The organism is Scytonema sp. PCC 10023 (genome assembly GCF_963920835.1).
Taxonomy (GTDB): domain Bacteria; phylum Cyanobacteriota; class Cyanobacteriia; order Cyanobacteriales; family Nostocaceae; genus Kalymmatonema.
Window position 1 is genome coordinate 1 of the sequence record NZ_CAWUDP010000147.1, and the last position, 19,011, is coordinate 19,011.

General features: G+C 44.6%; 28 protein-coding genes. 11 read left to right on the plus strand and 17 right to left on the minus strand.

Annotated features, from left to right (window positions below; translation table 11 throughout):
* Positions 1–351 precede the first annotated feature (351 nt).
* From ACM0OZ_RS44070 to ACM0OZ_RS44085, 4 genes are all read right to left on the minus strand, one after another.
* A complete protein-coding gene (locus ACM0OZ_RS44070) occupies positions 352–666 on the minus strand; it encodes a hypothetical protein (protein ID WP_414589257.1) in 315 nt (104 codons plus the stop codon).
* An 88-nt stretch (positions 667–754) separates the two neighbouring features.
* Positions 755–1,066 (minus strand): helix-turn-helix domain-containing protein, encoded by a 312-nt coding sequence (locus tag ACM0OZ_RS44075; protein ID WP_414589226.1) that lies wholly within the window; start codon positions 1,064–1,066, stop codon positions 755–757.
* Positions 1,053–1,451, minus strand: coding sequence for a type II toxin-antitoxin system RelE/ParE family toxin (locus ACM0OZ_RS44080; RefSeq protein WP_414589227.1), 399 nt, complete (start codon positions 1,449–1,451; stop codon positions 1,053–1,055). Before ACM0OZ_RS44080 ends, ACM0OZ_RS44075 begins: the two co-directional genes overlap by 14 nt.
* 86 nt (positions 1,452–1,537) lie before the next feature.
* A complete protein-coding gene (locus ACM0OZ_RS44085; protein ID WP_414589228.1) occupies positions 1,538–2,560 on the minus strand; it encodes a tyrosine-type recombinase/integrase in 1,023 nt (340 codons plus the stop codon).
* Positions 2,561–2,588: 28 nt separating this feature from the next.
* On the opposite strand from ACM0OZ_RS44085, the gene ACM0OZ_RS44090 reads away from it, so the two are divergent.
* Complete coding sequence (locus ACM0OZ_RS44090) at positions 2,589–2,780, plus strand: hypothetical protein (protein WP_414589229.1); 192 nt, start codon at positions 2,589–2,591, stop codon at positions 2,778–2,780.
* 132 nt (positions 2,781–2,912) lie between these two features.
* Here the strand turns inward: ACM0OZ_RS44090 and ACM0OZ_RS44095 are convergent, their stop codons facing one another.
* The gene (locus tag ACM0OZ_RS44095) at positions 2,913–3,353 is read right to left on the minus strand and encodes a hypothetical protein (protein WP_414589230.1); all 441 of its coding nucleotides are present in this window, start codon (positions 3,351–3,353) and stop codon (positions 2,913–2,915) included.
* A gap of 611 nt (positions 3,354–3,964) precedes the next feature.
* On the opposite strand from ACM0OZ_RS44095, the gene ACM0OZ_RS44100 reads away from it, so the two are divergent.
* A complete protein-coding gene (locus ACM0OZ_RS44100) occupies positions 3,965–7,009 on the plus strand; it encodes an AAA family ATPase (RefSeq protein WP_414589232.1) in 3,045 nt (1,014 codons plus the stop codon).
* Positions 7,010–7,690: 681 nt separating this feature from the next.
* Here ACM0OZ_RS44100 and ACM0OZ_RS44105 read toward each other — a convergent pair.
* From ACM0OZ_RS44105 to ACM0OZ_RS44145, 9 genes are all read right to left on the minus strand, one after another.
* Positions 7,691–8,308: a hypothetical protein gene (locus ACM0OZ_RS44105; RefSeq protein ID WP_414589234.1), complete on the minus strand. Its 618-nt coding sequence runs from the start codon at positions 8,306–8,308 to the stop codon at positions 7,691–7,693.
* Positions 8,295–8,477 carry a hypothetical protein gene (locus tag ACM0OZ_RS44110; RefSeq protein WP_414589236.1) on the minus strand — a complete coding sequence of 61 codons (183 nt, stop codon included), beginning with the start codon at positions 8,475–8,477 and terminating at the stop codon, positions 8,295–8,297. Before ACM0OZ_RS44110 ends, ACM0OZ_RS44105 begins: the two co-directional genes overlap by 14 nt.
* Positions 8,478–8,664: 187 nt before the next feature.
* On the minus strand, positions 8,665–8,844 hold the full coding sequence (locus tag ACM0OZ_RS44115) for a hypothetical protein (protein ID WP_414589237.1): 180 nt from the start codon (positions 8,842–8,844) through the stop codon (positions 8,665–8,667).
* On the minus strand, positions 8,834–8,989 hold the full coding sequence (locus ACM0OZ_RS44120) for a hypothetical protein (protein WP_414589238.1): 156 nt from the start codon (positions 8,987–8,989) through the stop codon (positions 8,834–8,836). Before ACM0OZ_RS44120 ends, ACM0OZ_RS44115 begins: the two co-directional genes overlap by 11 nt.
* Before the next feature lies 1 nt (position 8,990).
* Positions 8,991–9,173 (minus strand): hypothetical protein, encoded by a 183-nt coding sequence (locus tag ACM0OZ_RS44125; RefSeq protein ID WP_414589239.1) that lies wholly within the window; start codon positions 9,171–9,173, stop codon positions 8,991–8,993.
* A gap of 13 nt (positions 9,174–9,186) precedes the next feature.
* The gene (locus ACM0OZ_RS44130; protein ID WP_414589240.1) at positions 9,187–9,462 is read right to left on the minus strand and encodes a hypothetical protein; all 276 of its coding nucleotides are present in this window, start codon (positions 9,460–9,462) and stop codon (positions 9,187–9,189) included.
* An 11-nt stretch (positions 9,463–9,473) separates the two neighbouring features.
* Complete coding sequence (locus ACM0OZ_RS44135) at positions 9,474–9,848, minus strand: hypothetical protein (protein ID WP_414589242.1); 375 nt, start codon at positions 9,846–9,848, stop codon at positions 9,474–9,476.
* Complete coding sequence (locus ACM0OZ_RS44140) at positions 9,811–10,098, minus strand: hypothetical protein (protein WP_414589243.1); 288 nt, start codon at positions 10,096–10,098, stop codon at positions 9,811–9,813. Before ACM0OZ_RS44140 ends, ACM0OZ_RS44135 begins: the two co-directional genes overlap by 38 nt.
* 128 nt (positions 10,099–10,226) lie before the next feature.
* Positions 10,227–10,427, minus strand: a complete 201-nt coding sequence (locus tag ACM0OZ_RS44145; RefSeq protein ID WP_414589244.1) for a hypothetical protein — start codon at positions 10,425–10,427, stop codon at positions 10,227–10,229.
* A gap of 152 nt (positions 10,428–10,579) precedes the next feature.
* Here ACM0OZ_RS44145 and ACM0OZ_RS44150 point away from each other — a divergent pair, with 152 nt between their 5' ends.
* Positions 10,580–10,981: a hypothetical protein gene (locus ACM0OZ_RS44150; RefSeq protein ID WP_414589245.1), complete on the plus strand. Its 402-nt coding sequence runs from the start codon at positions 10,580–10,582 to the stop codon at positions 10,979–10,981.
* A gap of 138 nt (positions 10,982–11,119) precedes the next feature.
* Positions 11,120–11,908, plus strand: coding sequence for a hypothetical protein (locus ACM0OZ_RS44155; protein ID WP_414589246.1), 789 nt, complete (start codon positions 11,120–11,122; stop codon positions 11,906–11,908).
* A gap of 82 nt (positions 11,909–11,990) precedes the next feature.
* On the opposite strand, the gene ACM0OZ_RS44160 is transcribed toward ACM0OZ_RS44155, so the two are convergent.
* Entirely contained in the window at positions 11,991–12,371 is a 381-nt protein-coding gene (locus tag ACM0OZ_RS44160; RefSeq protein ID WP_414589247.1) for a hypothetical protein, read from the minus strand.
* Between the two features lie 396 nt (positions 12,372–12,767).
* Here ACM0OZ_RS44160 and ACM0OZ_RS44165 point away from each other — a divergent pair, with 396 nt between their 5' ends.
* On the plus strand, positions 12,768–13,061 hold the full coding sequence (locus ACM0OZ_RS44165; protein WP_414589248.1) for a hypothetical protein: 294 nt from the start codon (positions 12,768–12,770) through the stop codon (positions 13,059–13,061).
* A gap of 93 nt (positions 13,062–13,154) precedes the next feature.
* Here the strand turns inward: ACM0OZ_RS44165 and ACM0OZ_RS44170 are convergent, their stop codons facing one another.
* Positions 13,155–13,877: a hypothetical protein gene (locus ACM0OZ_RS44170; RefSeq protein ID WP_414589249.1), complete on the minus strand. Its 723-nt coding sequence runs from the start codon at positions 13,875–13,877 to the stop codon at positions 13,155–13,157.
* 135 nt (positions 13,878–14,012) lie between these two features.
* Here ACM0OZ_RS44170 and ACM0OZ_RS44175 point away from each other — a divergent pair, with 135 nt between their 5' ends.
* The 4 genes from ACM0OZ_RS44175 to ACM0OZ_RS44190 all read left to right on the plus strand — a co-directional run bounded on the left by ACM0OZ_RS44175 (position 14,013) and on the right by ACM0OZ_RS44190 (position 17,743).
* Complete coding sequence (locus ACM0OZ_RS44175) at positions 14,013–14,819, plus strand: peptidoglycan-binding domain-containing protein (RefSeq protein WP_414589250.1); 807 nt, start codon at positions 14,013–14,015, stop codon at positions 14,817–14,819.
* A gap of 264 nt (positions 14,820–15,083) precedes the next feature.
* Positions 15,084–15,614, plus strand: a complete 531-nt coding sequence (locus ACM0OZ_RS44180) for a hypothetical protein (protein WP_414589251.1) — start codon at positions 15,084–15,086, stop codon at positions 15,612–15,614.
* A gap of 90 nt (positions 15,615–15,704) precedes the next feature.
* Entirely contained in the window at positions 15,705–16,751 is a 1,047-nt protein-coding gene (locus ACM0OZ_RS44185) for a hypothetical protein (protein WP_414589252.1), read from the plus strand.
* A gap of 821 nt (positions 16,752–17,572) precedes the next feature.
* A complete protein-coding gene (locus tag ACM0OZ_RS44190) occupies positions 17,573–17,743 on the plus strand; it encodes a hypothetical protein (protein ID WP_414589253.1) in 171 nt (56 codons plus the stop codon).
* A gap of 239 nt (positions 17,744–17,982) precedes the next feature.
* On the opposite strand, the gene ACM0OZ_RS44195 is transcribed toward ACM0OZ_RS44190, so the two are convergent.
* Complete coding sequence (locus ACM0OZ_RS44195) at positions 17,983–18,189, minus strand: hypothetical protein (protein WP_414589254.1); 207 nt, start codon at positions 18,187–18,189, stop codon at positions 17,983–17,985.
* Between the two features lie 140 nt (positions 18,190–18,329).
* Between ACM0OZ_RS44195 and ACM0OZ_RS44200 the strand changes: the two genes are divergently transcribed.
* Positions 18,330–18,530 (plus strand): hypothetical protein, encoded by a 201-nt coding sequence (locus tag ACM0OZ_RS44200; protein WP_414589255.1) that lies wholly within the window; start codon positions 18,330–18,332, stop codon positions 18,528–18,530.
* Positions 18,531–18,608: 78 nt separating this feature from the next.
* A complete protein-coding gene (locus tag ACM0OZ_RS44205) occupies positions 18,609–18,959 on the plus strand; it encodes a hypothetical protein (protein ID WP_414589256.1) in 351 nt (116 codons plus the stop codon).
* Positions 18,960–19,011 lie beyond the last annotated feature (52 nt).

A 19,011-nucleotide genomic window follows, 5' to 3' on the forward strand; every position in this document is an offset into this window, starting at 1 on the left:
CTAAAAGGGTTTCAGGCATATGGCACAAGGTGACAGCTTCTCTAGCTTTACGCCGAGTTACAGCCTGCTGAGAGATTATGGCCTCTGACCAACGAACAAGCTCGCTAATCGCTCCTTCAGTAGTCTTGATGAATTGGAGGAAGTCTTGTTTCATCGCTGTCAAGTTTTATTAAGGCATCCGGAATTTGTTCGGGCGATCGCCTGCTATCATTGGTGGCCGCAAGTGGCAGCTTAATGAACACTATTTATCCGGACTTGATATGAATCCCCACGAAAGTGATTCTGACTCCTGAATCAGGACTTGCTGAATTCTTCTTCAATGTTTGTTTTTATATTCTTTAACAAACTGCATTAAAATCTTCGCCCCTCTTCTATCATGGAGCGGATTGACGTTTTATCCAACGTCACTTCTCGCCGCAGTTGTCGCATAAGAGCGATGCTCCAAAGGAGCCGCTTCGCGATCGCATCACTTATTGATTTTTTCGTCGTCGGCTTTCCCCAAGCATTATATTGCGGTACAGTTTCCTCAGATGCTGCAACTTCTGCATTGGGTAACGGCTGTACAACCACCACCACCTCAACAGAAGTATCTTTTAAATCAGTGGGCGTTTGGATTTGCAATATACCATCTGCCCCAATATGCGCTCGCAACTTCATCGTTTCCATATCTGCATCCAGTACAATATTCTTAATAATTCTGGGAAGTCCCTTAATTATCCTGCTACTTCCCGAATGAGTCATTTCACGAAAACCACTAAGCACTTTCCTTATGTTCCATCGGAGTCAGATGAATCACTACCCGCTGATTGAGAGCGCGAGCGATTTTTTGCAACATAGAAAGTGAGTGTCCCTCATAATCAGCATCTTCCAGCCGTGCAATCACAGGCTGTTTTGTACCCACAAGTTCCGCAAGCTGTTTCTGCGTTAACCTAGCTTTTGTTCTCGCTTCGTAAATCAACTGTGCCACTTCTGCATTAATGGAAGCTTCCGCTACCATCGTCTCAAGCTCAGGGTCAGTACGAGTCATCTTGTCAATGATTTTTATCGCATCGCTAGTCTTCGCCATCCTCTTGTTCCTCTACGTAGGTGTGAACTTCTGGGTTTTCTTCAAATAAAAGCTTTCGCCTTATCGCCCGTTCGATATCAATATCTGGTACTGCGGCTTCCTCTTTCGTAATAGCGTGGGCGAGAATTGTCACATTTTGTCCGTAAAAAAAGTACAAGATACGGTACTGCACACGGTTATGCTTTGCCCGCAGTTCGTAAATACTATCCCGCAGATAATCTGCCGCAGGGCGACGCAGCTCGTATCCAGATGTTGCAAGTTGCTTGATTCGAGCAACACAGTTTGCATAACCTTTGCGGTCTTCCTTCAAAAGTCGCCTCAGCCATTCCAGGACAGGAACGTCCCCATCCTCTTCCTGGTAGAAAACAACACGGGTTTCAGGCACTGCATACCTCTCAATATATCAATATTGTTATAATACGTCAATAAAGAAGTAGATCCACGATAGCCACACAAGTGCTTGCGCCTGGTTCATTCCAACCCGTCCATTAATAGCTCAGACATCTCCAGTTGATCACGATTGCGGTTGTCATCGTAAATCTGAAGCGTATTTAGTTTGGCGTGTCTGCTGAGTTTTTGCGCCTTCCTAACATTACCATCAGTCTTTTCCAGTACAGCAGTAATAGCACTGTGCCTACAGCGGTGGGGTGACATATGTTTTTCAACACCCGCCCGTTTAAACAGGCGCTTGACTATTTTATAGATGCCATCTCCGGTGAGCCTATGCCCAGCGGCGTGAAAATCCACAGAAGTAAACAAAGGACGATTTTGAGACATATCGCCGCCACGAGCAATCAGCCAATCAGCTAGAGCAGACGCTGTGTTGCGCGGTAGGTTCACTTTAACTCGGTTGGTTTTGCCCTTAGCTTCAATCCACAAAATACCACCAGATGCATCAAAATGCCTAACGTCCAAAGTGCTAATCTCATTGCGCCGCAAAGCATTCCCCCACAGCAATAGCAACAATGCATAGTCCCGCTTCCCCACCAACGTCGAGCGATCGCATCCCTTAATGACACCTAAAAATTCTTCACCTGTACAACCGGAAGTATCCCGATAAGCCTGAGTTGGAACGCTGTCCACATCCACAGCATAGCTGCACATCCCCAGCTTTCGCCCATAAGCAACCAAAGACTTAATTGCAGCCAGCCTGCGATTAACAGTATTGGGTGATAAACCATCCGAATTCAACTTAGCTCTATATTTAGAGACGACCAGTGTTGCTTTATGACCTTCTAGGTGCAAAAATTCAAGAACGGAATCCCGATTAGGCTCGCGCCCAGTCATGCGGACAAAGAAATCGGTAATATCTTTCCGGTATGCCCTACGGGTTCCATCGCTGTTAAGGGACTTAAGCAACTCGGACAGGACGTCCGGGGATTCATCCACTGCGTCAGCAAAATATGATTCAATTTTCGCTTCAAGAGACTTTTCTAGTTTCTGGACTGCTACTAAATCTACTGATTGTTCTGCTGATTGGGTATCTCTATTCATAAACTTACTGATAAGCGCGGTATTGAGAATGGATCTTTCCAATACCGTTCTTTATTATCCAGCTCCACGCCCACAAGGAGCGATCGCGCTCTATAATTTGAGCGCTACTACAATTCGCTCTTCGTCCGACGGGCAATCGCGCTTCCGCAGGGCACTGGCAAGAAAGTGCGATAGCGAAGCGCTGCTGCTTTCAGCAGATCGCTCTGGTGATGAAGATTAGCTGTCTACTTATGTCTACAATACGTATACGAAAGTAGGAAGACCATAATGTGTCTACGAATGTAGACGAGAATTGCCCCCTGAATCGGGGCGGGCAGCGGTTGAAATGCCCGTATCAAGCGGATTTTAGGCATCAATCGCGCGTGGGGATCTGGGGTGGATATGCCCGCTCAAGTTCCCGGATAAAGGCGTCTACAGCCTTACCAGCAGCTGATTGGCTCCCAACTTTCAGCTTTTTGAGCGTCTGTTCCCGAACTGCGGTGTAATCTGGATGTACTGCTTTCACATCAAGCCTGAGAGATTCATCCTTATCACAAGGAGCGTTCAATTTTCCCAAGCGTTCTTCCACCAATTCCAGCTTGGTTTGTAGACTACCCACGGCAGCGCTTATCTTCTCCTCAACTAATTTACTGATGTCTACACCTGTAGACACTTCTCTTGACGTGCCGAGAAGACCTCTGAGTAACCTTGCTGCTGTCTGGTTGAGTGAATCTCCGTCGTCTTCGGTTTGGAGTGCTTCTAGTGCTTGGATTTCAGCATCATTGAAGCGGAATGAAATCACCTTGCTGCTCATTTGTCTACTACTGTCTACTTTTTGTATACGGTGACCAAATCAGTGAACAGTGAACAGTGACCAGTTATCAGATAATGGAGAGACTTTTCACTGTTCACACCTTCGGGTCTTGCCCCCAAATTGATTTGTGGAAAAAAAGAGAAAAGTTATACATAAGTCAAAATCCCCGCTCATTCATTCATGGGGATTAACTGGTAACTGGTAACTGGTAACTGATAACTGTTAATCTAGCCTCTTGTATACAGATTGTCTACTTTAGTAGACAAATATTGTTCATTATTTTTTCACTAGTATTTTTTTACTAGGAAAAAAAGGATTTGACCTTTCCACTTTGCTCAAGACCAGCATAAAATACCCTTTATAGATAGCCTTTTGGCGCTCTCAAGTTTTGAGAGCGACATCGCTACTAGACCGGAGCTTTGTTGTCACAAAAAAAAAGTGACTCAGCCAAACCAGACTGAATCAGCCAAAATTAGATTTTTAGTTTCAACATTTTTACAACTTTAATTAAGTTGTTATTCCCATTATGAGCTGATTCGGACTGCTTTTTCAGTCTCAGGAAAAACGGTTTGGCTGAGTTGCTCCAACCAAGGAAGCAATGAGGTTAAACAATGGGACAATTATACAAGAAAAAATCCTTATCGTCCAATCCATCAGCACACGAAGTATTTTCTATAGACCGCAATCAAGCGATCGCTCATCTAGAGGCTTTGGGATACAAGCATGGCGAAATAGTTTATCTACGGGCAATTCCGGGTAAAGGTTACGAAGGAGAAGAAGTCGTAAAACTTGAGGCGAAGTTTCCCAACTTGCCGTGGTCGAGACTAGAACAGCTACAGCGTTCTGGTAAAGGCATCTACTTTGTTGTGAACGGTGGAGGTCAAAAAGACCTTAATGTCAAGCACGGGAAAGCACTTTTCTGCGAATTTGATGACCGACCAATAGAAGATCAGCTGCTGTTTTGGGAAAATTTGAAACTACCTGAACCCACGCTACAAATCGCAACACGAAAATCAGTACATTCTTACTGGGTTTTTGATGAACCCATTGCTCTAGAAAAGTGGAAGGAATTGCAGAAAGACTTCCTCGCCTTTACTGGTAGCGACCCAAGATTATGCAATCCTTCAAGAGTGCTGAGGTTAGCGGGGTGCTGGCACATCAAAGCGGGGGCTGAGCCAATAAAATGCGATACCGTCACCTGTCAACCATTGAGAAACAACCCTACAGATTTGTTACAAATTATTGTGAAGACAGGTATAAAAGAGGAAAACAATAAACCGTCACAATATCAATACTCTCTTGGTGACGATGTGCCGTTGTACCAGTGTTTGTCGAAAAGCGATCGCCTATTGATTGACGCTGGCTTACCAGAAAGTGGTGGACCCGATGGTGGACGCAATGCTTCAGGAGCAAAACTGGCTCGAAATTTAATTGGCACTGCTCAAAGGTTACAGTATTTGGGGTATCGTTTTGAGAGTGACCCTAGGCAACTATTTGATGACTACTGCCAACGATGCACCCCTCCTCTAGAACCCAAGGAAGCTGAGAAAATTTGGCGCTCAGCTGAAAAAGACAACCCAACTAGCACACTAGGAGATGATGCGTTGGAGAACTGCGTGAAAGCGTGGCAGAGACAACAGAGCAAGGCGACTGGTAAAGCATTCGCTGGGAATGACCTGCATAAAACATCCAAAAAAGCAACACGCTTTGAGGAAAAAGTATCAGATCCAGATGAGCGGCTAAGACTCGACTTGTTGGCACTTCTTAAAGAAAGTGACCCAATTAAAAGAACTCGGAAGCGAGCAGAGATATGCAGTAACTACCGCCTCAGTAAGTCCGAAGTAGAGGATTTACTCAAAGTTCTTTCCCGCCGCACCGAGCAGAAACAAACCAAGGTCTATGACTTAGATGAACTGTTTGCTTTAGAGTCTGAGGGCTTACAGTGGCTCATACCCGAACTGCTGCCCAAAGGGGAAACAATCATTCTAGCTGGCAGTCCCAAAGCAGGTAAAACGCTGCTGGCAATTGATGCTGCCTTTGCGATCGCCACCGGGGAGAGTAGCTTCTTGGGTGAAACAACACAGCGGGGCAAGGTGCTGCTAGTTTCGTGTGATGAATCCCTCAATTCAACCAAGAGTAAGCTTATAAAACGCGGTTTCAGGGCTGCTGATAAGAACTATATAAGAATACTCCCCCAGTGGACAATTGATGATTTGGATTCCCTGGAAGCGCAGCTGGAAGATTTTAGACCTGATGTGGTTGTTATCGACTCGTTACGAAGAATTAACCACGGTTCCCAGATTAGCGAAAACTCTGCTGAGTTTGCCGACAACATTTATACCCTGAAAGAAACTATTGGGCGTTATGGTGCATCAGGTATTTTGATTCATCATACCAACAAAGATAAAGATGCAATGGGTGTTGGTAAGCTTCGTGGTAGTAGTGCGATCGCTGGGGCTGTCTGGGGAACTTGGCAATTAGACCACATACCAAAACCTGACCCGAACAACGCCAAGAAACTCATCATCGACCCCAAAGACCCGCGCCGTGTGCTGTCAGTATTTGCTCGTGATACTGAGGGGCAAAGTCTCGGTATAGAGTTTAATCCTGAGGATAATAGCTGGATTCGGTTGGATGAAGATACTCAAGCCGAACAACAAACAGTTAGGGAGCGCATTGTTAGTATACTGCTGAAAAATTCCCATGTAGATGGATTATCGGGCAAACAAATCATCGAATTACTGGGAATGACACCAGAGGAGGGTAGAGGAGTTTACACCGAGTTAAACCGCATGGTCAATAAGCGGTTAATCAGTTGTAAACCTGCTTCTGGTGATAAGCGTGTCAGTTTATACTGTTTGCCTTTGACCCAACAAAATACTCAACACACGGGGGACTCCCCCCCTCCCCCACCCAGTGTGGAAGTTGTTGAGTATATGGCTGAAACCATTGATTTACATAGTGTTTCCAATACTCAACAAAATACTCAACAATTACTCAACAATTACTCAACAACCTTGGATGTTGACAACCCTGTTGAGTATTTGAAAGCTAGCAGTAGCAACGCTTCTGGACATACTCAACAACTTTTTCAAAAAACGGGGGGAGAGGGTGTCCCTTCAGCAGTTGAGCCGATTCAGTATGAGAATCAAAAAATACTCAGTGCTGATATCCAGAAAGAAGTCTCTGTTGATGATGTTCAGAATAAGGTGGTCGAGCTAAGTTTCGACCCAGCAGCGAACGCCGAGTTAATGCTTGAGGCGCTGGAGGACGATAACGCGGGTGAAATGTTGGCAACGCTGGTTGATTGCTGGACTGATGAGCAAAAAGCAGAAGTGCGTACGCATCTACAGCCAAGTCAAGTTGATGCCATTAGAACCGTGCTAAGGCAGTACAGGGTGTCAGCGCAAAATGTTCCACCTGCTCAACAAACAGCTGATGAGCCTGCGGTCAGTTCCAAACCTGCGACAATTACGCCAGGTCTGCGGGTTCGGGTAGTGATGCCAGGTAGTAAGCGCTCTGGCAAGATTGGCACGGTAAAAACTATCAATGGACGCTTGGCTAGGGTGCATTTAGATGATTCAGCCTTAGGAAAGCTCCGGTGGTTTGAGTGTTTCATCCCTGGCACTGATTTATGCCGGCTGGAAATCGTTTAACTCCTTGTCTTGACGGGGTTAGGAGGTGTGAGCCAAATTGAGAAGCTAAAAAAGTAACAAAAAGTAAGGGTTTTCCTTTCTTTTATGCATGCGGGATGCTAAGGTTTGAGCCGTGCATTGTAAAGTTCTGTGAAGTGTGCAATCTGCACAGCATTAAAAACCCCAGCTAGAGCCGGGGTGTTTGGTTCTATCCCACATTCCGCACCCTCAAGGGGGTATGCCGAAATACATGGCAAATGGGACACATTGTAAAGTTTTCTAACGCAGATTCTTAAAAGCCCTGCTATACAGTTGTTTAAATACCAAATTTCGTGTCTGCTTTCAGAGAAAAACGTTGCCAAAAATGATTGTTTATGGACAAGTTTGAGGCACTGAAAGAGGTGAAGAGTTGATTTTACTGTGCAAAATCTTGATTGTCCCTTTATCATTTATGGGCAAGTTGGTAAATCAAGAAAGCACACTCTGCAACAAAACTTTACAACGTGTCCCATTTGCCACGTATTTCGGCATAACCCCTACTAGGCTCAGGTTTTCCATACCTTTCCTGCCAGAAATACCAAAAAAGACCAGCAAGAAAAAGGAACAAGCCCCACACAAAGAGATGAAGTTGCAGAATTTTTGAGATTCTACAAAGTGTCATTGAACTGCTGACAACCAGCAAATAAAGCGACAACCAGTACATTAGAGATTCCCTTTTGGCTCATGGTCAAGTAACCCGCTAATGTTTTGGGTGATAAGTTCCGGTAGCTTCACTTCAATTTTGTACCCGTCGAGCCGCGCCATCATTTTATCGTGGCTTAAATCCTCTCTCGCTTGAGAATTGGTCATAAGCAACGATTCAAGTTCAATTCTCGATTTAATCAGGTTTTCTTTTTTCTTTTCAAGCTCAACGTTCTGCCGTTGAATTTCAACTGGTACAGATGCGATCGCCACCCTTGCTTCATTGCTGCTGATGCGTTCATTAGAAATTGCCACCTGATTTTTATTCCAAGCGCTCAATCCATTAATATATGAGGTCGAGGCATTGATTTGAGCAGTTGCAGCACCGAACATTTTTTGATGAGCGTTGTGCATTTTAGTTTGCACATCAAATTCAGCGCCCACCATGTCCCACTCATTCCCGATGCGGCGACAGTTGGCAATATGGAGTTCCGCTTCTTTGTCAGTCTTGCCCGTTGGCGAAACTGTAAGTTGTTCGAGCTTCGGCTTGATTCCTATTGTGTAATCAGCCCCACGGGTGAGTGGTTTCCTAAATTGATTTAGCGTTGTTGCCGCTTGTTTGGAATTAGCTTCTACCATTTTTAAGCGCCTCCTGTATCTGTCTCTCTACCGCTTCTTGCTTCCATCTATCAATTCGGGTTCCAATGTGTTCCAGCCCTTCGGATGGATTTAATAGCGATTCAGCACGAGCAAAGGACATTTGTGCATCAGTTAACCCAACATGGCGTAATGCTAGAGAAAGTGTCACCTTGTGCCATATCCTCTTAGAAAGTTCTTAATTAATTTCAGAGTCGGAACTTTACCCTTTTTGGCGCTCGTTCTAGTGCTTGAAATTATGAAATTCAACACCAAAGTTATGGAAATGTTCCCACTCCGCTGAAACTCGGAACTCTGTAAAGTTTTATAAAATTTGGCAGACAACGGCTAAAAGCTAGTCATCTCAATGCTTTAAGGTACTTGGCACTTCGTGACAGCTTCTCTAGCCTTAGCCCAACATATCCATAGTTTTCTTCAAGCAGCTTGTCGTTTAAATCTTCCCATTGTGGCTCATCCCAGATTTCCGACATAGCAATGAGAACTTGCTGAAGTTTATACAGAAACTCTTCATTGCTCATTGGCTTGATTTGGGTTAGATGAAGTTTCCGTGGCTGAGGTTTCTGCCTGCCCTGTTCGTTCCCTTGGCTTTTCTTCCAGTATCCAAGCAGATGTAGGTGATTCAGGTTTCCCTGTTAGCAATCCGGTGTTTATATATTCAGTCATGTTAACTTCTCCCCATCTCTCTTCTGACTTGATTTTTTACTGGCGTCCATCTGTCTTCACCGTCGATATTCGCAACTGCGCTAAGCAAATCAGTCCGGCTTTTGTTGCGTTCAAAGCCATCTTGGTCACCGTTCCACATTGCATCTATGGCATTAACGTAAGAAACCGTTGCAACCTCAGCCACAAAATTTAAAAAATTATTGACTATTTCCACCCTGTCCCCCAATGCATTGATAAAACCGTTCTCTTTCTGCTGTAATCGCTCTTTGTTGAGCTTGCTGTATTTCGTTCTCCGACCTTTGATTTTTAGCAAAGAAGTAAGAACCGAAGGCAGATAACCCAATAATTGCAGCGACGGCGATGATAAGTTGTGGTAGTCCACCAATTGATACACCTGTATTAGTTGATGGACGATGACCACGGACGGGAACCCACCCAATCATCTCTGAGCTTTCATCTACTTCTGGATGCATAATTCCCTCTATCAACTTGAGATAGATGAGCCACTGGAGTCTGAAGCTGAGGATGGTAGAGCGGGTTGATTCCACGACTCTATCTGATTGCCCCACTCTTCCAAAGGGCTTGATGTACCCGTGGTGAATGATTCAAGCACTGCCGCCGTCTTTGGACCGTATTGTCCGGACTGCATAAATTTCACCGCACACATTAAACTGTATGCTTGAAAATTATCCGCTATCATCAACCCTGCTTGCTCAGATTGCTGTTGCAGCGCGGCTTGTAGATGTTGTCCGCCTTGTTCTGCATTCTTTTGTCCGCCGGATACTGTTGATTTTCCACTGCCGTTGTTGCTGCGTCGGCTCTTAGCGTTTTCTACTGCTTGCTTGTCTTTCTCGTTCATACATTTTCTCCATTGATGAATTAATTTCTTCGATTGCTCTTGTTCTGCCCTTCGTCCTGACCAGTAGCCGAAACGCTTTCAAAACCTCCAGCGACGACTTGCCATAACCTCTATCTGAGTATGGTCTGTAGTCGAATCCTGGTGTTTCTAGCTGTAACAGAACTGCTGTGTCGTTTCTTAGTTGAGCTTCCTTGATGCCTAGAATTTGTTGGGCTGTCGCTCTGTCAACCCAGTCGAAGTCGGTTGCCACTTTGATGTTGCTTTATTGTCACCGATAGAAAGTTGATATCGAGTTGATACTTAAATTAAAAACCCTGTCTATGAATCCGAATAGACAGGGTTTTCAGCTATATCTACATCAAAACTTTCCGCTTTGCGCTACAAAAAAACAGAGTAATCTCTCCCTGTTTTTTGCCAATCTTTGTCTATTCGGTCGAGAATCCACTGTACCTCTCTGGGCGTTTTTTTCTGCCAGTTTCTCAAAGTGCGGGGGTCTTTCTCGAAAAAAGCACACAAGAGCGATCGCAATTTGTTCTCGTTGGGTGCTTCCCATTTGTGTACAAATTCAAGTAAGTTCATATTGCTCCTTTCATAGTTGCGGCTATGGGTGGGGAAGTCGTGCCCGGTGAGGACTAGTCACCGGGGGCGCTCTCTTTAAAGAATTCTATCATTACCACTAGCAGGTATCCTAGTAGATAGATAATACTAGGAAAGTAATCGAAATTTAATGCATGGCAAGCAGACAGAAACCGACTAGCAACGATGAATTATTGCAGGATATTGATTCGCACCCTGAGCGCGGAAAGATAAACGGGGAGGATGTTGTTCGCTTCGATTCGGAAGATTTGCAAGTATCTATTCCCAAGGAACTGTATAGAATCCTTCTAGAAATAGGTGGCTCAATGGGGCTGAACAAGAAAGAGATCATTATGATGGCGCTTACTCGGCTTGCCACTGACCCAGGTGTGCTTGCTCTTTTGGAGCGATCGCACTCAATCAAAGCAGAAAAGTATGGTGTATCTCCAGTAGAAATTCGTAGTAAGGTATTTGGCGCTTATAAGCGGGTAGGCAGGGCAAAGAGTGCCAGGATAGGCAAGGGTACTCTTCGATATCCGCCTGGTGAAGAGGGGTAAAAGGGCTTGTTTTGATGCGATCGCCTTCTAAAATCCTCTGAGAATTCTCTGAAGAATGGTAAAATTAGACAAAGCAAAAGCGCCCCCGTCTTGCAAACTGTTGGCGCTTCGCTCGATTTAAATCAATTTTCTAGGACTATGGTAGCAGAATTTAGCACTAATGCGATCGCATCTCTCGAAGATTTAGCAGCCGAGTATCCCCAAGCCGATGAAATTCAGTTGATGATTGTCAAAGGTAAGGAGTGGTTTGAGTCGGTCAATCAACAGCTTTTGGAAGTAGGTCGATACTTTGCCGAGATAAAAGAACGGGCTAAGCGCTCTTTTGGTAGACGACTAGAGCAAGCCGAACTGCTTAAGCCACAGATAAACAAGCTCATCAAAGCTGTCCAAATCGCAGACAACCTCCCCGAGAAACTGCCCCCAAAGCTTGGCTTATATGTCTTGCTCCAACTCGGACAGAAGCGAAATGAGGACGCCGTTGCACACCTCACCCAGGGCGACACCCAATTATCCGTTGCCCAAAAGATTAAACAGCACCAGAAACCACCACAGCCGAAGATGCCCAAGCCTGCGGTAAGTTGGGAGAAAAATAAGTTCGGCTCACGCACTCTAATCCTACGCCTCACAGATGGAGATGCAGCACTCGCCATTGAGAGCGGATATAAGAAGTCAGGCTTGCCACTTCCTCTATATATAAGCAGCCTTGTGCAGCAAGAGCCAGTTTCGCCGACATGGCAGCAAGCAGAGAAAAGGTTCTCACAATACACGAGTACTCAATCAGAAGAAGTCCAGGCGCTGCTAGATGAGATTCGCCGATGCGAAGACATCCTTGTCTCGCTGCCGAACCCCACAACCCCAAGCGAGTACATGATGCGGCGTACAGCACTTGAGGATAAGAAGAAAGCAGAGCAGCTACTTGCTTTCTAAAGAATATGGATACGGGAATTCCCGTATCGGTTCCTCTAAGAAGATGGAAGCGCGTATAAGCGCATCCTTGAACTCTCGCCTTTCAGTCACTGACGAACTCAGCATCAGATAAAACTGTCTCGGCTTCAACCTTGCTTGCTGAAAGCAAATTAGTAAATTGTGGCATGGATGGGGCATCAGGCTTGATTCCCTGCGCTCGTAAAAATTCAGCAGTCGCATCCCATTCTTTACGAGCATTTTCCAGCTTACGCTCCAACTCTCGATATGCGCGCTGCACGTCATACTTACGATCATAGAGTTCTTTTGCCGATGACCCGACGATTAATTTAGCTCTTTCTCTTAGGTTTTCTACAATCTCCTCGATAGAATCTCCCTCTTCTACCTCCACAGAAAAGCCAATCCTTTCATTGGAGTAATCGCCAATCGAGATTAAGAAGTGAGCATGAATCTGCTTGATTCGCATATTTTTTTACTACGCAGCACCAATATTCTATTCGTTAACGCCAAAGAATCAAGGCGACAAAAAGGAATCACCTTCCAGATTCCTCTGAGAAAAACTACAAAATGAAGCGCCTACCTTGAAAAAATAAGCGCTTACATTGATAAACAAATAGAGCTATGGTTTCAGTATTATACTTTATAAAAAAATCCTTCACAGACGCGCATTGTGAAGGGATGTTTCTCATCTACCAAAGGATGTAATGGGGCATTGATTAATCAAAAATAGCACACATTTTAAAAAAGGAAAGCCCACAACCAGGCGCATGGGCTTAAATCCCTTCCTGTATTTACTTGCATTACTTGGCTATTCTATCCATTAAAAAGCCCACCGCCAAGGGTGGGACTTGTACCCCTTTTTATGCTTACGCGTACTGGTAAATTTTATTCGATTGCTTGGGCGATCGCATTCATCCATCCGCTCAAAAAATATCCCGCTGGCAATCAAGCGGGAGAACCACATACCACAAAAGAAGAAATCCATCTCTATCAAAACACTTACTTTTTCTTATCGCAAGTTTCCTCTGAGAAAGCAAATCAAAAAAAATACCAAGTTGTAACACTTGGTGGTCGGATTCTATCAGTCTCTCTTCGTTGTTCTTTTTTAATGCATTCTGACTCAAAATGCCAAGTATTTCTCAGAGGAAATCTTTAAAAAGTAAGCCCCCTCAAGGTTGCGATAAGGGGGTTTTGGTAGTATACCATCTTGCTGGCAACCAAATTAGCACAGACAGTAAGCTATGGCAACTTAATCAAATATAATCTGATATTTTTCACTAAAACTATAAAAAAGCGTACTAATTGCACTTGCAGCCCTTTGCAATTTATCCTCATAAAAATAAAGCTGGAGTGAATCGGGCTGCTTATAGAGAGCGATCGCAGCGGTAACCAATCTTTTATTCTGGCTCGTAAAGACTGGACATACGCTGAAATGCGTAGATTGAAAATCATACACACCGCGCTTAAGCTGCTCTAGCACTGGTTTCTGAATCTCACCACTCAGGCAAGAACCATCATTAAGCTTAGCTTGAAATTCTCCCTTGATACTGTTGAAAGCTCGTTCAAATACGTCCAAGTAGGAGTATTTGTCAACGGGTACTGACCATGCCCAAAACATTAGCCTAGTATCTTTAATGTTTTGAGATTGCACAATATTATTTGTGGAATTATCTATCAATGCTACGAGGAACGTGGCGCGAACATTGGGGTCTGACTCCCTCAACTGTGATATTTCTTCATAACTTTGACGAAAGTTCTTTACTACTTCAGTATGAGTTAACAGCGGTAATTCTACTTGCTTGCTTAACCCAAGGCGATCGCCCAAAGGTGTATCTTTGATTCCGACAACTATTCCAACTACCAGTACCCCCAAAACAGATAAGCGAATTATCCAGGCAGGAGTGGATAAATTCTGATTGGGGAGAAGTGACTTAACGACATCTAAAACAGCATTGATAATTTTTTCAATCATGGCAGCACCTGACATTTATAAAAGCTTGGGTTAGCATAGTGAAAACCTGAAACTCTTCAATAAATCCACCATTAACCCTGAAATTTACTTGCGGCACTTAATCAAGTTTAAGTGCCGTTTTAGTTAGGAGGATTCATGAACAATAAAGAAGCCCAACAAATACTAATTAATCAAGGATTGCTCGACCCTCCGGCAGATGGTAAATGGGGCAACCTCAGTAAAAGTGCTTTGATGAAATTTCAAAAGCTTACTGGTGTCCCCGAGCCAGACGGGATTCTCGACGAAGCGGCTAAAACCTCTTTAAGGCTTGCGCCACCATTGCCACCCATTGAAGCTGAAGGGCTGATGGAAAAAATCATCAGCTATTACCAAAAGCACAATTATTGGATAGCTCGGGGAAGAGATGTTTTCAACATCGTATATATAGAAGGGATGTACCCAGACGGAACCCTCAACAGTGACCGACTAGACGAGTGGAATGATACCCGCGCTTTATTCCAAGTAGATGATTCTGGGAATGCTCAAATAGTGGAAGCATGGGCAGCGACTTGTGAGCCTGGTGCTTATTACACGTACCACCGAATGAATCCAGCGGGAGCCGCTAGGATTCAATTTGGGCAGTATTGGGCGTGGGCTGTGGGAATGCACGGAAACTCACGACCACATGAAGCATTGGTCCAGGTCGCGGATATTGAAGTCTGCCGAGACAACAACGAAGATGGATTGAGAATTGGCGATGCAGTCACTCAGGGACGCTACGGAGTGAATCAACACGATGGCTCCGATATGGACAAAGTTGGCAGAGCCTCTGCTGGGTGTCTTGTTGGGAAATCCATTGAAGGACAAAAGAGGTTTATCAGCAGAGTTAAGAGCGATCGCCGATACTTGGCAAGCAACGCTTATATTATTTGTACAGCCATAATCCCAGGCGACAAACTCTAGTCCTCTCCCTAAAAAGAAGAAGGACATCCCACCAGGTAGCAGGATGTCATTTCATAATCACCAGGAGTAAATCAGTTTAATATAGCTGAATTCTTAAAAAAATCTCTGATTAATTCCTTGTAAGAATATGCGAAAAAAAGCGATCGCTTTATAATAAACAGAACGGCACCTCTGGAGAAAGATGCCGTTCTGTTGGTCAAGTGGTGGGTTATTTATTTTCAGAAGAGTGTGGCAAAAGACCATATTAACTTCAAGGAAAGAAAAATGGCAATAATTACCCTCGACCGTCCAGACATCTCAGCGCTCAAGACATACAAAATTATCAACAATTTTGAGTACACCTACTTTGCACTTCAGTGGTTGAAAGACGCAGGAAACAGTACTCAAGAGATTGATACAGATGCATTTGAGTCTCAGTGGGGGATTGACAACACTGAGCTATTGCGCCACCTCCAGACCTTAGAAACGAAAAAAGCACTTAAAATCACCCCAACTGAAATGACAATTACCTGGGGGCAGAACGAAACAACAACCATTTCTCAAGAAGAAGTCCTGAGCATGAAAAAGGATGGACTGATTAACAATACTGCTTATGTCTACTACGCTCTACTTTTGAACAAAGGGGGAGGACTAGCACAACCAGTTTCCCCTGACACTTACTCTGTCGCTCCTTGGAGCATCCCACCCGCGACACTCCTTAATGAATTAGGGAACATTTCCAGTAAAACCAATGAAGACGGAAGCAAGGTTATCACCCTTGATTTGTCTAGTGTTTCTGTTGTTTGGTTGATTTAATTCTTTGCAAGCTGTTTATGATGACGAAAATATAACCGAATTCATAAACAGCCCCTAGCAACCATAGCTATTTTTTTCAAGAGAAGAAGCATGATTAATATAGAAGAGCAGTTAGACTCTCTGCTACTTGATGCAGAGATAATAGACGATACCACCTATACGTACCTCAAATTACGCTCACAATCTCCTATTACTCCGTCACCTGTTGATGCTTTCGCCATAATCGACAACAATATCGGGTATCGTGAGTTATTTGCAGCAATGTGCAATCTAGCTCAAAAAGGGATTATTAATTTTAGGTTTCCTCGGTGGAGGGTGCAACTTTACAATAGTTTCACTAAAAAGATTACTGAAGCCGAGGTTAGGCGATCGCTTGACACAGTCGGGTTACCTGCCTACATCTACAACGCAATAAAGGCAGAGCAATGGTTGAAGTACGGTAGTCCATTGTTTATTGATTCCGCTTTCATGAAAAAGTGGAATCTCTCTGCTGAGGAAATGATTGCTAATTTCTCTAAAGTTATTAACGTAGATCAGCGATTTATTATAAGAGACTTTAGCGATACTCTTGATTTCACTTGGAACCCGGAAGCAAGCGTCATTCCTAGCGAGGTTTCACTTGATAATATTAAGTTAATCAAATCTCAGGCAGGCACAAGAAAAAACCTTTATATTTTTTGGCTACTACAATACCAAGTATCTGAAGACGGCGGTGACACAGTTAATTTAAATGCGATCGCGAGAGCAAGCGGCGTTCCTACTGGTGATTTTATCTCAGCGCTTGCAAGCCTAAAACAAAGGGGAATGGTAGGGTATAGCCTGGATTCAATCACAGTTAATTGGCTTTCAGATGTAAGTCTGTTACTAACTAGCGAAGCTAAGTCTCTAAGTAAGTTATTCAAGCCTGAGGCGCTTATGGCGTACAAGCTAAAACAGTTGGAAAGTGATGCGGTGAATATCGCAGATTTTTGCAGTGAAAATGGCTTAACAAATGATACGTTCTACGCCAATTTAAAAAAATTAAAAGCATCAGGCATTTTGAATTATTCTGCTGGGGAGTCTAACATTTTTTTCAAAGATAGCAGTAATTGGACGAGTGGAGAATCATCAAGTCGTAGCTCGTCAGATGATGAATAAGGAGTTGAAATTTAAATTTGTCGAGACAAGCATAAAATGGTTGTTTTCTGAGGAAAGGGCAACCGCCCATTTTTTGGCACCACCAAGCACACGGACTCGTTACCCGCATCGCCCAGCGGCACAAACTCACACGCTCAGGTCTGCTCGTAAAGAGTGCCGCTCGGCTCGTTGATCAGTGGCTTAGCGCTCGAAGACTCGCGCCAAGCAAGTCAATGGGATAAAGAGTTATTGCCATCGATGGAGAAAAGCAGACGAAAAACACGTTGAGGCGGGCGTTCTTCACGTGTCGCCGAAGTTAATTAGTACTAAGTTTGCTTACTCATTCGGTCAGCGCGGTCACTCGTCTGCGGCGGGTCGCACACCACACCAGAGGTTTACTCATCAAATCCACATCTATATATAGTGTGGTGGCGTCCGCCTCCGAACTTCGTGCCGCGACTCATCCAGGGGAAAGTTTTTAAAAATTCTTCCAAAAGCAATTGAACACCGCAAAGTCGCCGGCGCAGCTGTCGGAGATGTCTGCAATCAGTAGCTGACATGGTTGCATTAGTTGCTATTATTGCGTACACGCGCTATAATAGTCTTATGTTCCAAGGGTTCGACCATGTTTCAATCAATTTTTTCTCAATTCTCTTGCTTTGGCTTTTCTGGCTCTCGTCAGTGGTTGGGGTCGTTCGCCCCTCTGGCAGCTGCGGCTGATTGTGTTCCCGCCGGCGCTCGTGTTCTGGTAGGGTGTGCGCCTGGTGTCGATGCGTTTTTTCGTTCCCGGTTCCCATCGGCTGAGGTGTTCTCGGTCGCGTCTGGTCGGTGGAGTCGTGGTCGTGGCGCGTTCGCTGGTCGCTCGATTGCGTGTGTGTCGGGGGTTGTCGGGGGTGTCGGGGGTGGGCTGTGGGTGTCGTTCCCGTCGTCGCCGTGTCCCGCTGGTTTGTCTCCTTCCGCTTCTAGTTCGCGCTGTTTCTCAGGTTCCGGTTCCGGAACGTGGGCGTCGCTAGCTTATGCGCTCGGCTCCGGTGTGCCGTGCCTGGTGTTTTTGGGTCAAATTCTTTGTCCGCCCGGTTGGGGTCTTTCTCCGGTTCCCGGTTATCCCGGTTGGTTTAGTTGTTCTTTGGTTCTTGGTCACGCTCCGGTTCAGCTTTCGTTGTTCTAGTTTTCTCGTCTGGCAGTCCGCGTTGACTGCCAAAAGAAAAAGTGCAGCGCGTAGCGCTGCACTTTTTCTAATTTCTATTAGCAGTTAGCTGGTTTGCTCCAGTGCTTCTAATATTGCTTTTCTGCAAAAATCCCGGTAGCTATCGCCGCCAATCCTCTTAATTTCTTCTAATTCTCTGCTAGAAAATCGGATGCTGAGGGCGTGATCTCTTGTTTCTGCATTGCCGTAATCAAATTTATATTTTGTTCCAAACTCCGGGTTTCCTCCGGGTCTGCCTCTTCCCTTGCTCATTGTTCCATAACCCTTACTCTCTTTCCTCCATAATAGCGTGTACACAAACTAAACAACTGTGAAGAGTTTGTAAAGCAATGCTGTTATTGAGTGCGCACACGCTATAATAGAGAGGTAGCAAGTAATTCGACCAAACCCAAATGAAAGATTCAACCATTTCTCCAGCTTCGATTTTTATCCCTGCGATTAACGATTTTGTTCAGGTTCAGGGTGCTGTTTGTCAGATTATTGATGGCAAAAACTATCTGCGGCTGTTGTGCAAAACATCCATTGGGGCTGAATTATTGATTAACCCAAGTGACTTGGAAATCTACTTTAAGCGTGGTGGGGTGCCGTTCTAACTAGTTGGCTGGGTGCGATGCCACAAATCCGCACTCTCCACACTGCACCAAAACCATCAAAAAGGAACCGCTTAAACCATGAATAAATTTTCTGCAAAAGCTCACACCCGCCCTAACTACAATTACTCAAGTTTTCACCAATCTTTACTGCATGAAAACAATGCTGAAGATTACGCGCTCCGCCATCTTTACAGCCTTGAAAACACAAAACACTTGCTTGAGAAATGGGGGTGGGCATCAGAGCAAATCAAGGCAGGAATTGACCACGCAACAATTGAAGTATGCGAAAAAATCGTATATTTGCACATCCCTAACACCATCACAAAGCGAAATGAACCCGTGAAGATTCGCGGTATCAGCCGATTTGTTTCAAAAGTTGACTACGTAGCAGCATTGATTGACCGCACATGGTCAAAAGCCGATCCATAGTGCGATTCGTTACTAGCTGAATCGCGGTAACCAGTCCGTACATAAGCTAGTC